Origin of the sequence: Tichowtungia aerotolerans, assembly GCF_009905215.1 — a bacterium.
In the GTDB taxonomy this organism is placed as follows: domain Bacteria; phylum Verrucomicrobiota; class Kiritimatiellia; order Kiritimatiellales; family Tichowtungiaceae; genus Tichowtungia; species Tichowtungia aerotolerans.
Window position 1 is genome coordinate 3452701 of record NZ_CP047593.1, and the last position, 13696, is coordinate 3466396.

Below are 13696 nucleotides of genomic sequence, written 5' to 3' on the forward strand. Positions count from 1 at the left end.
AGATTTGAGTTCTCCAAACATTGGAAATCAGGCCCGCGGATGAAACTGACGGTGGACGCCTTTGAGGCGGTCCGGATCAACATGGGTGTAGATCTGGGTGGTGGCGATATCGGCGTGACCGAGCATTTCCTGAATGATTCGTAATTCAGCGCCGTTGACCAGCAGGTGGCTGGCAAATGAGTGACGCAGCGAGTGTGGATACACCGTTTTGGTGATCCCTGCATCGCGTGCGCATTGTTTGATCATGACCCAAATGGTTTTACGCGACATCGGCTGTTTCTGCCGACTCAGAAAAACGGTCTGCTCCTGAACGCCCGGAGAAAGTTGGGGACGTACTTCTTCGATATAACGTCTTACCCACTTAATGGCGGTTTTTGCAACCGGAACAACGCGTTCTTTGCGCCCTTTCCCGATACAACGCAAAAAATTTTCATCGAAATGCAGGTCGGTCAATTGCAGATCAGCCATCTCTGAAACCCGCAGACCAGATGCATAAAACAGTTCCAAGATAGCCCGGTTGCGGATTCCCAGCGGAGTTTTGAGATCCGGGGCCTCAAACAGTCGGTCAATTTCTTTCGGCGTCAATACGCCTGGAAGCATTTTCCAGACTTTGGGCGAGTCCATCGTTTCGGCGACATTGACGTCCAGCATTCCCTCCTGTGCCATCCATCGAAAAAACACCTTAAGCGACACTAAATGCCGAGACAGTGAGTTGGCGGATAACCCGCGCGCTTTCTCGTCCATCAAATGGTCGAGAATGTGCTTTCGGTTTACATCATTAAAAGTGCTGACGCCCCGTTTAGCCAGAAAGTCAATAAACCGGACAATATCATCCGCATATGCCATGCGCGTGTTTTGGCTCAAACCTCTTTCGAGGCTGACATAATCCAGGAAACTGTCCAGCAGTGCACGCATCGTCAATAAATAGCCACAAAAAACACGACAAAGCACGAAAAAAGCCTGCCGCTTATGCGACAGGCTCCGAATTCAAAATTTAGACTTTCAGATTTCCAGTTTTGTGCCTGTAAGGCGCTCATAAGCTTCGAGATATTTGGCGCGGGATTTTTCGATGATTTCTTCGGGCAGCGCCGGAGCCGGCGGGGTTTTATCCCACTCAAGCGTTTCGAGATAATCGCGCACAAACTGCTTGTCGTATGACATTGGGGAACTTCCAACTTCGTAGGAGTCGGCTGGCCAGAATCGGGAGCTGTCCGGAGTCAGCGCTTCGTCGATCAGAATGATTTCCCCATCCAGTTCGCCAAATTCAAATTTTGTGTCGGCAATAATGATGCCCTTGGTCAGCGCGTAATCAGCAGCCTCCTTGTAAAGCTTCAGACTGATTTCTTTGAGCTTCTCCGCTTTTTCTTCTCCGACGATCTCTTTCATTTTATCGAAGGAAATATTTTCGTCGTGCAGTCCCTGCTCCGCTTTAGTGGACGGCGTGAAAATCGGCTCATCCAGCTTATCGGCCATTTTGTAGCCGGAACGAAGCGGCATTCCACCAATGGTTTCGCTCTTCTGATATTCTTTCCATCCGGAACCGATCAGATATCCGCGCACAATACACTCGACCGGCAGGACCTCAGTCTTTTTCACCAGCATGGAACGACCTTTGAGCTGATCCGCATACTGGCTGAACGGGGCAGGATATTCGCTGACATCCGTGCTGAGCATGTGGTTTTTGACCACATCGCCGGTGCGCTCAAACCAGAACTTTGAGATCATGTTCAGTACGGCACCTTTCTCGGGAATGCCGTTGGGCATCACGCAGTCAAAGGCGGAGATTCGGTCACTGGCAACAAAAAGAAGCTTGTCGCCGGCGTCAAAGATTTCGCGGACCTTTCCGCTGCGTGATTCTGTGTTGGGAATTTCAATTCTTGTTAATGCTTCACTCATTAAATGACTCCGGAATTAATTAAACAAACGGTGAAAGTTCGCGAAGACGTTGCACGATTTTAGGCAGTTCGGTCAATACCGCATCGATATCCTCGTCAGTGTTGTACGTGCTGAGGCTGAAACGAATGGAACCGTGAACCGCCGTTCCCGGGACATTCATGGCGCGCAGAACATGCGAAGGTTCCAGAGAACCGGAGGCGCAGGCGGAACCCGTGGAGGCACAGATACCGCGATCATCCAGCATCAGCAGAATGGCTTCTCCTTCAATGAAGTCGAAGCTGATGTTGGTTGTGTTCGGAAGACGATGCATGGAATCGCCATTCACACGGGAACCGGGACAGCAGGCCAGAATGCCCTGCTCCAGACGATCGCGCATGGCTTTAACGCGGTCGTTTTCCTCGGACAGTTTTTTGCCGGCCAGATCACAGGCGACACCGAGACCGACAATATACGGCACGTTTTCAGTTCCTGCGCGTCGACCGCGCTCCTGATGTCCGCCAAGCACCAGCGGTTTCACTTTTGTTCCGCGGCGGATATAAAGTGCACCGACTCCTTTAGGGGCGTGCAGCTTGTGCCCGGAAAGAGAGAGCATATCAATCGGGAGTTCGCTCACATTCATCGGAATCTTGCCGACCGCCTGAACGGCATCGGTATGAAAAATCCCGCCGAATTCATGGACGAGTTCCCCGATCTGGGACACCGGGAAAATAACCCCGGTTTCGTTGTTGGCCCACATGATCGAGGTCAGACTTTTTCCGCTTTTCACCTCGTGTACCAATGCTCCGGTATCCAGATCTCCCTGGGAATCGACATCCAGCTTGGTCAGGCGAAATCCGCGATCCTCTAAATAGTGACAAGGTCCGGAAACAGCAGCGTGCTCCACTTTAGAGGTAATCACATGCAGAGGCTTATCCATGGCCTCTGCACCGCCGCGAATGGCAAGGTTGTTGCTTTCAGAACCGCAGCTGGTGAATGTGACTTCCTGGGGGTCGGCAGCGCCAATCAGGGCAGCAACCTTTTCGCGGGCAGCTTCGACATGTTTTTTAACCTGTCCGCCAAATGTATGCATGCTGGAAGGATTGCCCCAAAGATCGGTCAGAAACGGAAGCATTGCCTCCCGGACTTCATCTGCGATTTGCGTAGTAGCATTGTTATCTACATATACTGTCTTCATAATGTTCTTTCTAAATCATGGAACACAAAGAAACACTTCGGCACCGTCCGGCACAGCTCCTTGCGTAAACAATTATTTGATTTCTTCGACGGTGATGTCCTCAGAAACATTTTCTTTCAGACGGGCTTCCACCACATCCTTCAGTGTAATTGCGGAAACGACACAGCCCGAGCAGGCCCCGCGAAAGCGAACCGTCACGATATCGCCTGCGACATCGATCAGCTCAAGATCCCCGCCGTCCTGACGAAGAGCCGGACGGACCTCACGATCGATTACATCCTCAATCAAGTGTATTTTCTGCAGATTGGTCATCGGCATCTGAACCGGCTTGTTCTTTTCCGCCTCCATTTCTGCGGTAACCCGTTTTAAAATCGCTTCCAGTTCCGGAATGCAGTTGCCGCATCCTCCACCGGCTTTACAGGTATCCGTGAGATCCTCGACGGTTTGGGCATCGTTGTTGCGAATAGCTTCTTCAATTTCTTTATCGGTTACTCCGAAACAGTGGCAAACCACTTCGCCTTCAATCTCTTTACTCCATGTTTTGCCCGTGCGGTAATTGTAAATTGCGGCTTCGAGCGCTTCCCGCCCCATAACCGAACAGTGAACCTTCTGCTTGGGAAGCCCCCCGAGGTAGTCGGCAATATCCTTGTTGGTAATCTTCTCCGCTTCTTCGAGCGTTTTCCCAATGATCATATCGGTCAGAGCCGAAGACGACGCAATGGCACTGGCACATCCGAACGTCTGAAATTTGGCTTCAGAAATCCGGCCTTCATCATCGAGTTTGAACATCAGCTTTAATGCATCACCGCATGCCAGCGATCCGACCTGCCCCTCGCCGTCCGGATTTTCAACTTTCCCCACATTATGAGGATTGCGAAAATGTTCATTTACTTTATCTGTATAGTCCCACATGGGAATTTCCTCTCCATCAATTTCTGAATTATTGTCGCCCCGCATTGCTGAGTCAACAACTCACGTTTGTTAAATTTCAAGCATGCGCTGAATACAGCCCACCGCCCGCTCGGCAATATCCGGCGGAACAGTCACCCGTTCCTTCATTCCCTGAAGCGACCATAGAACCTTCTCCAGCGTTATCTTTTTCATGTTTGGGCACACCGCGCGGTCCGGATTTGCCGGATAGAACTTTTTGCCCGGATTTTCATTCCGCAGCCGATAGTTGATCCCCAGTTCCGTCGCCACAATAAACTCCGTTTTTTCTGAAGCCTGAGCGTAGTGACACATCTGGCCGGTCGACAGCAACTCATCGGCCAGATCCCTCACCGGCTTACTGCATTCCGGATGTGCCATAACCACGGCACCCGGGTATTTTTGCTTCATAGCAATAACATCCACATCGCGAATCCGTTCATGAGTCGGGCAGAATCCATTGTACAGGACAATCTTCCTGTTCAGCTTCTCCGCCACAAACGAACCGAGGTTGCGATCCGGCACAAAAATGATCTGTTCGTTGCCCAGCGATTCGCACACCTTGACAGCGTTCGACGACGTACAGCAGATATCGCTCTCTGCCTTCACTTCAGCCGAACTGTTGACGTAACAAACCACTTTTGCGCCGGGATGCTCGGCTTTCACTGCGCGCAGCTGTTCTGCTGTCACCATATCGGCCATCGGACAGCCAGCATTCGGGTCGGGAATTAAAATGGTTTTGTCCGGCGAAAGAATCGCCGCGGTTTCCGCCATAAAATGCACCCCGCAAAACACCACCACATCCTCGGAAAGGTTTGCTGCCTTTCGGCTGAGCTCCAGTGAATCGCCGGTAAAATCTGCAATCGCCTGCACTTCGTCGAGCTGATAGTTATGGGCCAGAATAACGGCACCATGCTGTTTTTTCAGCTCAAGAATCTGTTCTTCAATTGTTTTCATTCACGCAATATAGCCCCATCTTCCAGACATTGGAAAAAAAATATGAGCTCTCATGCAATGAGTTTCCAACCCTTGGAAAATTTTCGGGCTCCGCCAGCAAAGGCTTTCCTGATATTGGCAAAATCGTTAAGATGCCTGCATGAGCAAGAGATCCGATCGTGAGGAATACTGGAAAATCAGCAATCAGGACACCGCTGCCGGGTATTTTAAAAACATACTTCGCTGGCTCGATCGGGAACTGCCGCTGGAGCAGTCAATGGAAAACATTCTGGAAGCCGGCTGCGGCTCCGCCGCCTTCACCCCGCACCTCGCGCGTCGCGCCGGTCACATGCGCGCCTGCGACATTTCCCGCACGCAAATCGCTGCCAACTGCAACGCCTGGCCCGACATCAGCTTTTTTGTGCAGGACCTGGCCGAACCGATTGCCGCCGAGTCGAGAACCGTTAACGTCCTCTGGTGTTCAGAAGTGCTCGAACGTCTTGTTGATCCCGCTTTTGCGCTCAACGAATTCTACCGGGTGCTCAAATCCGGTGGGAAGCTGTTTGTCACGGTTCCCTATCACGGATTGTTAAAAAACGTGCTGATTGCGCTGTTTGGATGGAACCGGCATTTTGCCCCGAACAATCCCAACATCCGTTTTTTTACGGTTAAAACGCTCACACAGCTGGTGAAAAAAGCCGGCTTTCGGAATATAAAGGTCGAAACCTGCGGAGCAAACAAACCGCTGCGCGACCTGCTGATTCCGACCCATATTCTGCTCTCTGCCAAGAAATAGACGGCGAGCGACCGGCTTATTTTCTCAACGCTGCGTGAAATTCGCCAATGGCAACCCAAGCGTCATCGGCCGTATCACAGAATGTGATCAGATCCAGATCCTTGGGCGCAATCAACCCCATCTCGGCGAGATATTCCCAGTCCACCACCCGTTTCCAATGTTCGGAACCGAACAGGATCACCGGCATAGGATCAATAATTCCGGTCTGAATCAGTGTGAGTGCTTCAAACAGTTCGTCAAAAGTGCCAAACCCTCCGGGGAAAATGCAGACGGCTTTGGCGCGCTGCATAAAATGCATTTTGCGCATACTGAAATAGTGAAACTGAAAACACAGCTCCGGCGTCACATAAGGATTCGGCCTCTGCTCGTGCGGCAACGTGATGTTCAGGGAAATGGATTTGCAACCTGCTTCGGTCGCGCCGCGGTTGCCGGCCTCCATAATGCCGCCTCCCCCGCCGGTGATGACAACGTACTCGCACTCATGATTGGTCTGGCAGGTCGTGCTGACCATTCGCGACAGTTTTCGGGCCTCCTCGTAAAACGGCGTCAATTCATCGATTTTCTGACCACTCTTCTTTTCAGGCGATGGAATACGTGCACTTCCAAAGAGAACAATCGTCGACTTAATCCCCTGCTCGCGCATCACGACTTCCGGGTGAAGATGCTCCAGCTGAAGTCTGATTTCACGACAGTGGTTGCTCTTCAAAAACTCGAGATTTTCATATGCCTTAAGCGGATTGTCCATTTTCAGTTCTCCTGTCTTACCGTTTCAGTGTAAGACTAACAGGAATGAAACCGATTGCCTACTACATTACAGCTCATGGCTACGGACACGGAACCCGTTCCTGCGATGTGCTCCACGCCCTTCACCGCATTGCGCCAACACAATCCGTGATCGTCACCACGGACCTGCCTCGCGATTTTCTCGAGAGCCGACTGAAGGATTGCACCAACATTACGTTCCGCTCTGGAGGCTTCGACGTTGGACTCGTCCAACAGGACTCTGTTCGAGCCGATCTCTTCCAAACATTGGAAAAACTCGAAGAACTCAATGAGAAATGGGATCAACTGATTTCTCAGGAGCGACTCTTTCTTCAGCATGAAAACGTCGGACTGGTCGTTGCCGACATTCCGGCTATTCCTCTCGCCGCCGCACAGCGCTCCGGGATTCCGAACATCGCCATCGGCAACTTTTCGTGGGACTGGATTTATGCCGATTACGCCCAAACCGATCTGCATTGGGAATACTTTGTCGAAAAATTCCGGACTGTTTACGAACAGACCGACCTTCTCCTGCGCCTGCCCTTTGCTCCGCCCATGGAACAGTTCCCTAAGCGCAAAGATATTCCGCTCCTCGCTGCGGCGGGGCAGCCCCGACGAAAAGACATCGCCAACATATCAAACAGCAACATGTCTAAAACATGGATTCTGCTGTCGTTCACGTCATTGGATCTGGAGTCCCATGCATTGGAAAACATTCGATCCCTGAATAACGACTATGAGTTCTTCTGCGTCCAGCCCCTGGAATTCCCCGGTTCGTGCATTCATGCACTCGATCGGCACAACGTTCCATTTGCTGATGTAATTGCATCCTGCGACATCGTCATCAGTAAACCGGGGTTCGGGCTGGTGTCGGAATGTATCGTCAACAGCAAACCGCTGATCTATTCAGACCGCGGCGACTTTGCTGAATATCCCTATCTCGTTGAAGGCATCGAAAAATACCTCCAAAACACCCACATCCCCTCTGCCGATCTGTACACCGGAGATTTTGTCCAATCCTTGGAAAAAATTAAAAGCGCACCGACGCCCGACGGCTTCATTCGCCGCACCGGAGCTGAAATGATTGCCGAAGAGCTGTTGGGGGCATTACGTATGTGAATCCGCCTCTTCGAGACCCGATTACTGATATATCTGCGATCCTTTTTTGAGCCAACCATTTATATGGTTTCCCTCAGGATCATGATGAGTCCAGTGAACCGTCCCACCTTTTGAACTCCACTCATAAATGCCACAAAACAAAATGACATCTCCTGTTTTTAACGATTTGATTTTCGGAGCCAAATCGATGTTGTGAGCAATCAGTATGGTCTGGCCAGACGCCAGTTTAAGAATAAATCTCTGATGTCTTCGTCCTTCGGTGTCATCGGGAAGAATCCGTATGACCGTTCCAGCGCCTGCAACCTGAATGCCGCTCTGTTTATCATGAAAGGCATTGGATATTGCATCATCATTTTGTCCTGTATGGGCTGACCGAACGGAACCAGACTGCCAATGAGTGGTCCCGAAATAAATCAGACCACTGATCAGGATTAATGCTGCGACAATGCGTTTCATCATTTCTCCTAAAGACCTGTCTAGATATGACCGATCTTTACTTAGCATCATTTAAGTCTTGTTAGAATAATTTTGATTCGTTCAGCTTACAGCGGACTTCCAAGGCAGGGAAAACAAAAAGCCGCCCGGAATGGGGCGGCTTTTATCGTGCCTTAGCGGTTAGCCAACCTACCCTTTTAGGTCGCGGGCCATGAGGTCTGCGATGCGGGACGCAAAGGCGGCGGGGTTGTCGACTTTTGAGCCTTCGGCGACGTGTGCGAGATCGCGAAGGAGCTCAACACTTTCACCCAGCTTGGCGTCGTCTTTGTCCGCCTCATACATAGCCTGCACGGCCTGTACCGCGGGATGGGTTGGGTTCAGTTCGAGTACGCGCTCGGTTTCCGGAACCGGCTGGCCCATGCGGCGCATCATGGCTTCGATGTGCGGACTCATGGAGTATTCGTCGCCAACGAGGCAGGCCGGGCTTTCTTTAAGGCGGGTGGATAGGCGAACTTCCTTAACGCCGGAGAGTTTGTCCTTAACGAAGCCGAGGAAGCCTTCGAATTTTTTCTTTTCTTCCTTCAGCTCCTTGTCGTCGCCGGCGTCACCTTTGTTGGCGGCTTTGAATTTTTTGCCTTTATATTCGTGGAGCTGCGGCATGACGAACTCATCGATGGGATCGAGGAAGAAGACGACCTCTTTGTCATCTGCTTTAAAGCCTTCAAGGAACGGCGAGTTTTCAGCAAGGCCACGGTGCTCTGCGGAGAGGTAAATGATTTCCTCCTGCTTTTCATCCATCGCTTCGACTACTGCGGAAAGCGGGCGCAATTTGCCTGCTTCTGTTTTTGTGGTTTCGAACAGAAGCAGGTCAGCGATTTTCTCACGGTTTTCAAAGTCGGACTGGAGTCCTTCTTTCAAAATCGGGCCGAACTCGCTGTAAAAAGTGAGGTATTTATCGAACTCCTTGTCCTTCATGGTCGCCAGCGTTTTGAGAATGCGGGACACAAGGTTTTTGCGAATGCGGTCGAGCTGCGGGTTTTCCTGCAGGATTTCGCGCGAAACGTTGAGCGGCAGGTCGGCAGCGTCCACAACACCTTTCACAAACCGGAGGTACGGCGGCAGGAGATTTTCAAAGTCGCTGGAAATGAACACACGCTGAATATAGAGATGGATGTGGGCTTTCTGGTCGCCGCCGCCCATCAGCATATCGAATGGACGTTTTTCCGGAACAAACAGCAGTGCCTTGAACTCCATGGCCCCTTCGGCACTGTAATGAATGACTTCGGCCGGATCGTTGAAATCGTGGGAAATGTGTTTATAGAACTCGTTGTAGTCCTCGTTGGAGATCTCGGTTTTGGCACGCAGCCAGATGGCTTTCTGCGTGTTGAGAATTTCGTCCTCAGTAACTTCGATTTCCTTCTTATCGTCGCCCTCGCCTTCCGTTTTCGTGCGGGTTACTTTCATGACAACCGGATGTTCGATGAAGTCAGAGAATTTTTTAACCAGTGAACGCAGACGATATTCTTCGAGATATTCGGCAGCATCTTCCTTCAGGTAAAGTGTCACGGATGTTCCGCGGGTTTCTCGCTCGCCTTCGCCCAGAGTGAACGACCCGGTCCCTTCGGATTCCCATTTTACGGCGTCCTTGCCGTGCATGCGGGTGTCGACGACGACGCGGTCAGCGACCATAAATGAAGAATAAAATCCGACCCCGAACTGCCCAATCAGGTCCGGATTATCTTTAACACCTTCTTCCTGCAGGCGGGCCAGGAACGCTTTCGTACCGGAATGAGCAATGGTTCCCAGATTTTCCACCAGGGCCTCTTCATCCATTCCCACGCCGTTATCGGAAATCGTCAGCGTTTTTGCTTCCTTATCTTCAGACAGGCGAATCTTCCAGTCGCTGTCGCCGTCCAGAAGATCGGTTTCGGTCAGCGCGGCAAAACGGATTTTATCGATCGCGTCGCAGGCGTTGCTGATGAGCTCGCGCAGGAAGATCTCGCGATGTGAATAGAGCGAGTGGGTAATCAGGTGCAACAGCTGTGAAAGTTCGGTCTTAAACTCCATGGTTTTTTCGGCCATTGTGTTCTCTCCTTCTTAAACGTTTTGAAAATTGACAGTCGCACAGGATAGTCAAACCGACTGTCCTGAAAAGTGAAAAATCAGGGTTTCAGCACGGAAAAAGGATCCTGCCTCATCCAGCGGCTCTTTAGCGCTCTGAATCGCTTCGCCGAATGGTTACGAACTCCAGCTCGTCGGTAGACAGGTTCAAAACAGCGCAGGATGGATGCATGCCGCGACCGGCAGACCCGGGGTTGATCAGGCGGGTCTTGCGTTTACGGCGGTCGTGACGAACGTGGGAATGCCCGGAAAACAGGTAATCGTATTTTTCCGAAGCAACCACCCGGTCAAAAGCCTCTTCATCATCACTGTGAAGCACTGCAATTCTCTTTCCGGCCAGTTCTAAATCTCCAAAGCGGCCGAGAATCTTGACGCCGATATCTTCCGGATAGAAATCCCATTCGGACGGAACGTCGCAATTGCCAAGAACCGCATAGACCGGAATTTCCAGGGTTTGGAAAAGCGTGGACATTTCGGTGAGCACCATATCGGAGCCAATGTCGCCGCAATGCAATACGGCATCAATCCCCCTGAATAAAAACTCACGGGCTGCTCCGAGCGCCAGGTCCACCTGACCATGCGTATCTGACAAGATGCCGACTTTCATACTTCCAACTCTCCAGTAAACAGTTAGGATATCATCCCTTTAACAAATTTCCAGTGGAGAATATAAAAATGCAGAAAGTCAAAGTAATTGGAGCCGGAGGATACGGCGGTGTTGGGATTGTCGAATTACTGTTAAATCACCCGGAATTTGAAATCAGCTGTCTGGTGGCAAAAACAGAGACCGGCATGCTGATCAGCGAGCTCTATCCGCACCTGAAGGGCTTTTGCGACCTGCCGATCCTGACCCCGGACGCCCCGGAAGCACAGGAAGCGTTCGACGCTGTTTTCTGCTCCACCCCCGACCGGGTCGGAATGAACATCGCGGAAAATGAACTGGCGAAGGGAGCGCATGTGGTTGACTACAGCGGTGACTTCCGGTTCACCACAGAAGACAAATACAGCGCTTACGCCAACTTCATCGGGCTTAACCCGGAGCATGCCGCTCCCAGCCTGCTGCCGCAGACGATTTACGGATTGTCCGAACTGCATGAGATCACACCGGACCAGAAACTGGCCGGGAACCCGGGATGTTTTGCAGTCAGCTGTATTCTAGGGCTTGCTCCCGCCGCAGCCAGCAACCTGGTCGCGCCGAAAAGCGTCATCTGCGACTGCAAAACCGGCGTATCCGGCGCAGGAAAAAAACCGTCACCAACCTTTCATTACCCTGCGCGTTACGAACAGGTGAATGCCTACAAACTGGCCGGACACCAGCATATGGTGGAAATCGAGCAGGAACTGAGCGCGTTGGCCGGAGAAACCATTCAGATCACAATGACCACCCAGGTGGTGCCGACCTGCCGGGGAATTCTTTCCTGCCTGTACGGAGATCTGAACAGCACAATGACCGCCTCAGAAGTGCTCGATCTGTATCAGGCGTTTTATGCAGACAAACCGTTCGTACGTGTTCTCGACAACAAAACGGTAATCGGTACCGCTCAGGTCAGCGGAACCAATTTCTGCAATCTGATCGTTGATGTAGACGAACGCAACAACCGTCTTCGGATTATCTCGCACATCGACAACCTCATGAAAGGTCAGGCCGGAAATGCGCTGCAGAATATGAATCTCATGTTCGGCCTCGACCCAATGACCGGCCTGAACTTCCCGGGCAGATGTCCGTAAGGAAACAGATGCCGGAGCGCAACCGTTACGACGTTCGTTTCCAGGGCTTGGAAAACCGGATTCAATGTTTTCCAAATCCTGGAAGACGGGTACACTTCCCTTGGATTCGGGGATGATGCGATGATTATAAGAACGCTCCATAAAACGGCATGGTTGACTGCAGGATCCATCTTTCTGGTGCTGACGGTGATGGGGTTGCTGCTGCCGGTGGTACCGCAACTGCCTTTTTTTCTGGCGACCATCTTCTGCTTCATGCGCAGCTCAACCCGCTTTCATGCGTGGATGCACCGTCAGTCATGGTTTATTCGGCTTAAAAGCCACCTTCCGCACCGGAGAAAGTGAATATGCCGTTGTCGCCCTGTTGAACTTCAGGTAGAGTCCGCGGTAATTTATGGATCCGAAAATCCTCATATTTTCTGCTGCTTTTCTATTTGGCATTCCGCTGTCGATTATTGCGGGTCTCGTTTGGCGTCCATTCCGGAAGTTCCTGATGGCAGTCATGTGTTTTGCGCTCTGTTATCCGGGAACCTTTGACGTCAACTTTTTATCCCGTGAAGTTTATCGAACGTCTTCGCGCGGCATCGAGCTGGGATTGTTCGATATTTGTTCTATATCACTGCTGATCATTTTAATCTTCCAACCGAACGGAAAGCGTTTCATCTGGTTCCCTCCTCTCACAATTGTATACGGGTTTTATATCCTGATGACTCTGTTTTCCTGGGCTCTTACCTCAGGAGACATTCCGGTTCCCGGCGCGGCGATAGATATGTATGCCAACAGAGGGGTGGTCTTTTACAGCCTCTTTGAAACCAGCCTGTATCCACTCTTCGAGCTGGTCAAACTGCTTAGAGGCGGCATTGTATTCCTAATGGTTGTAAATTACGTGCAGACAGAAGAGCATTTAAAGACACTCATTGCATGCCTAATGATGGGTGCAATCCTAATTACGATCGATGCTCTGGGAGACCGCTATATTGACGGGCATCACCGAATTTCCGGGACAATGGGACATCCAAACAGCCTAGGAACATTCATGGCCATGCTGGGCACCTTGATGTTCGGGTTTGCACTGTTTCGGGAAACCTTTTTTTCAAGCGGAACGTTCGGAATTACAACAGCGGCCTGTCTTGCCAGTGTGTTTCTGACGATTTCACGAGGAGCTCTGTCTGCCTTTATTATGGGAATCTGGATCGATGTCTCGGCCCTTTTCCACCGCTATCTGAATGCAAAGAATTTTACGATTCTGTTTTGTGGATCCGTAATGGCCCTGGGACTTTTTTATGCAGCTGCAGACACAATTACGGCACGTTTTCTGGGACAGCAGGATGCAGTCAGCGATATTCAATATCGCGGTTTGTACAACGATGAAGCCCGGCTAATGGCGGCGGATCATCCTTTCGGTGTCGGGCTCGGAAACTTTTCTGCCTACTCCTGGATTAAATATGGTCAAAAAGTTGGGCTTCACGTCTACGGAACCCAGGCTCACAACGTTTGGTTCCTGACGCTGGGAGAACTTGGCTACCCCGGACTGATCGCCTTTATTGCCTACTGGCTCCGGTTTTTATCGATCGGTCTCCCCTTTCTTTTCTGTCGCCGCAAAAGCATGTTTTATGCTGCTGCAGCGGCAGCGACTGCGGCGATCATGATCGGTCATATCCAGTTTATGCTGCAGCTCAGTTATCGCCAGACTCCCATCTACATGCTTTCAAAAATACTGATGGGGATCGTTGTCGCAGCATGGTATATTGATCGTGATATCCGCAGGGAAGAAAAACAACTGCGTGCTGCACAACGCAAATAAG

14 protein-coding genes are annotated in these 13696 nt (G+C 51.1%); 5 read left to right on the top strand and 9 right to left on the bottom strand.

Annotation, left to right across the window (positions count from 1 at the left end; all coding sequences use genetic code 11):
• Positions 1-27 precede the first annotated feature (27 nt).
• The 5 genes from xerD to nadA all read right to left on the bottom strand — a co-directional run bounded on the left by xerD (position 28) and on the right by nadA (position 4954).
• Positions 28-915, bottom strand: a complete 888-nt coding sequence (gene xerD, locus GT409_RS14165; RefSeq protein WP_160629709.1) for a site-specific tyrosine recombinase XerD — start codon at positions 913-915, stop codon at positions 28-30.
• Positions 916-1002: 87 nt separating this feature from the next.
• Complete coding sequence (locus GT409_RS14170; protein ID WP_160629710.1) at positions 1003-1896, bottom strand: phosphoribosylaminoimidazolesuccinocarboxamide synthase; 894 nt, start codon at positions 1894-1896, stop codon at positions 1003-1005.
• A 19-nt stretch (positions 1897-1915) separates the two neighbouring features.
• On the bottom strand, positions 1916-3070 hold the full coding sequence (nifS, locus tag GT409_RS14175) for a cysteine desulfurase NifS (RefSeq protein WP_160629711.1): 1155 nt from the start codon (positions 3068-3070) through the stop codon (positions 1916-1918).
• Between the two features lie 72 nt (positions 3071-3142).
• Positions 3143-3982 carry a Fe-S cluster assembly protein NifU gene (gene nifU, locus GT409_RS14180; RefSeq protein WP_160629712.1) on the bottom strand — a complete coding sequence of 280 codons (840 nt, stop codon included), beginning with the start codon at positions 3980-3982 and terminating at the stop codon, positions 3143-3145.
• A 69-nt stretch (positions 3983-4051) separates the two neighbouring features.
• The gene (gene nadA / locus GT409_RS14185) at positions 4052-4954 is read right to left on the bottom strand and encodes a quinolinate synthase NadA (RefSeq protein ID WP_160629713.1); all 903 of its coding nucleotides are present in this window, start codon (positions 4952-4954) and stop codon (positions 4052-4054) included.
• A 139-nt stretch (positions 4955-5093) separates the two neighbouring features.
• Between nadA and GT409_RS14190 the strand changes: the two genes are divergently transcribed.
• Positions 5094-5729: a class I SAM-dependent methyltransferase gene (locus tag GT409_RS14190; protein ID WP_160629714.1), complete on the top strand. Its 636-nt coding sequence runs from the start codon at positions 5094-5096 to the stop codon at positions 5727-5729.
• A gap of 16 nt (positions 5730-5745) precedes the next feature.
• Here GT409_RS14190 and GT409_RS14195 read toward each other — a convergent pair whose 3' ends face one another.
• Positions 5746-6474 carry an LOG family protein gene (locus GT409_RS14195; RefSeq protein WP_160629715.1) on the bottom strand — a complete coding sequence of 243 codons (729 nt, stop codon included), beginning with the start codon at positions 6472-6474 and terminating at the stop codon, positions 5746-5748.
• A gap of 44 nt (positions 6475-6518) precedes the next feature.
• Between GT409_RS14195 and GT409_RS14200 the strand changes: the two genes are divergently transcribed.
• Positions 6519-7610 carry a hypothetical protein gene (locus GT409_RS14200; protein WP_160629716.1) on the top strand — a complete coding sequence of 364 codons (1092 nt, stop codon included), beginning with the start codon at positions 6519-6521 and terminating at the stop codon, positions 7608-7610.
• Between the two features lie 21 nt (positions 7611-7631).
• Here GT409_RS14200 and GT409_RS14205 read toward each other — a convergent pair whose 3' ends face one another.
• The 3 genes from GT409_RS14205 to GT409_RS14215 all read right to left on the bottom strand — a co-directional run bounded on the left by GT409_RS14205 (position 7632) and on the right by GT409_RS14215 (position 10773).
• Positions 7632-8066, bottom strand: coding sequence for a DUF3465 domain-containing protein (locus GT409_RS14205; protein ID WP_160630135.1), 435 nt, complete (start codon positions 8064-8066; stop codon positions 7632-7634).
• A gap of 168 nt (positions 8067-8234) precedes the next feature.
• Complete coding sequence (gene htpG, locus GT409_RS14210; RefSeq protein ID WP_160629717.1) at positions 8235-10127, bottom strand: molecular chaperone HtpG; 1893 nt, start codon at positions 10125-10127, stop codon at positions 8235-8237.
• A gap of 127 nt (positions 10128-10254) precedes the next feature.
• On the bottom strand, positions 10255-10773 hold the full coding sequence (locus GT409_RS14215; RefSeq protein WP_160629718.1) for a metallophosphoesterase: 519 nt from the start codon (positions 10771-10773) through the stop codon (positions 10255-10257).
• A 68-nt stretch (positions 10774-10841) separates the two neighbouring features.
• Between GT409_RS14215 and argC the strand changes: the two genes are divergently transcribed.
• From argC to GT409_RS14230, 3 genes are all read left to right on the top strand, one after another.
• A complete protein-coding gene (argC, locus tag GT409_RS14220; RefSeq protein WP_160629719.1) occupies positions 10842-11894 on the top strand; it encodes an N-acetyl-gamma-glutamyl-phosphate reductase in 1053 nt (350 codons plus the stop codon).
• Between the two features lie 120 nt (positions 11895-12014).
• Positions 12015-12236, top strand: a complete 222-nt coding sequence (locus tag GT409_RS14225) for a DUF454 family protein (RefSeq protein WP_160629720.1) — start codon at positions 12015-12017, stop codon at positions 12234-12236.
• Between the two features lie 148 nt (positions 12237-12384).
• Positions 12385-13695 (top strand): O-antigen ligase family protein, encoded by a 1311-nt coding sequence (locus tag GT409_RS14230; RefSeq protein ID WP_160629721.1) that lies wholly within the window; start codon positions 12385-12387, stop codon positions 13693-13695.
• The last annotated feature ends 1 nt before the right edge of the window (position 13696 follow it).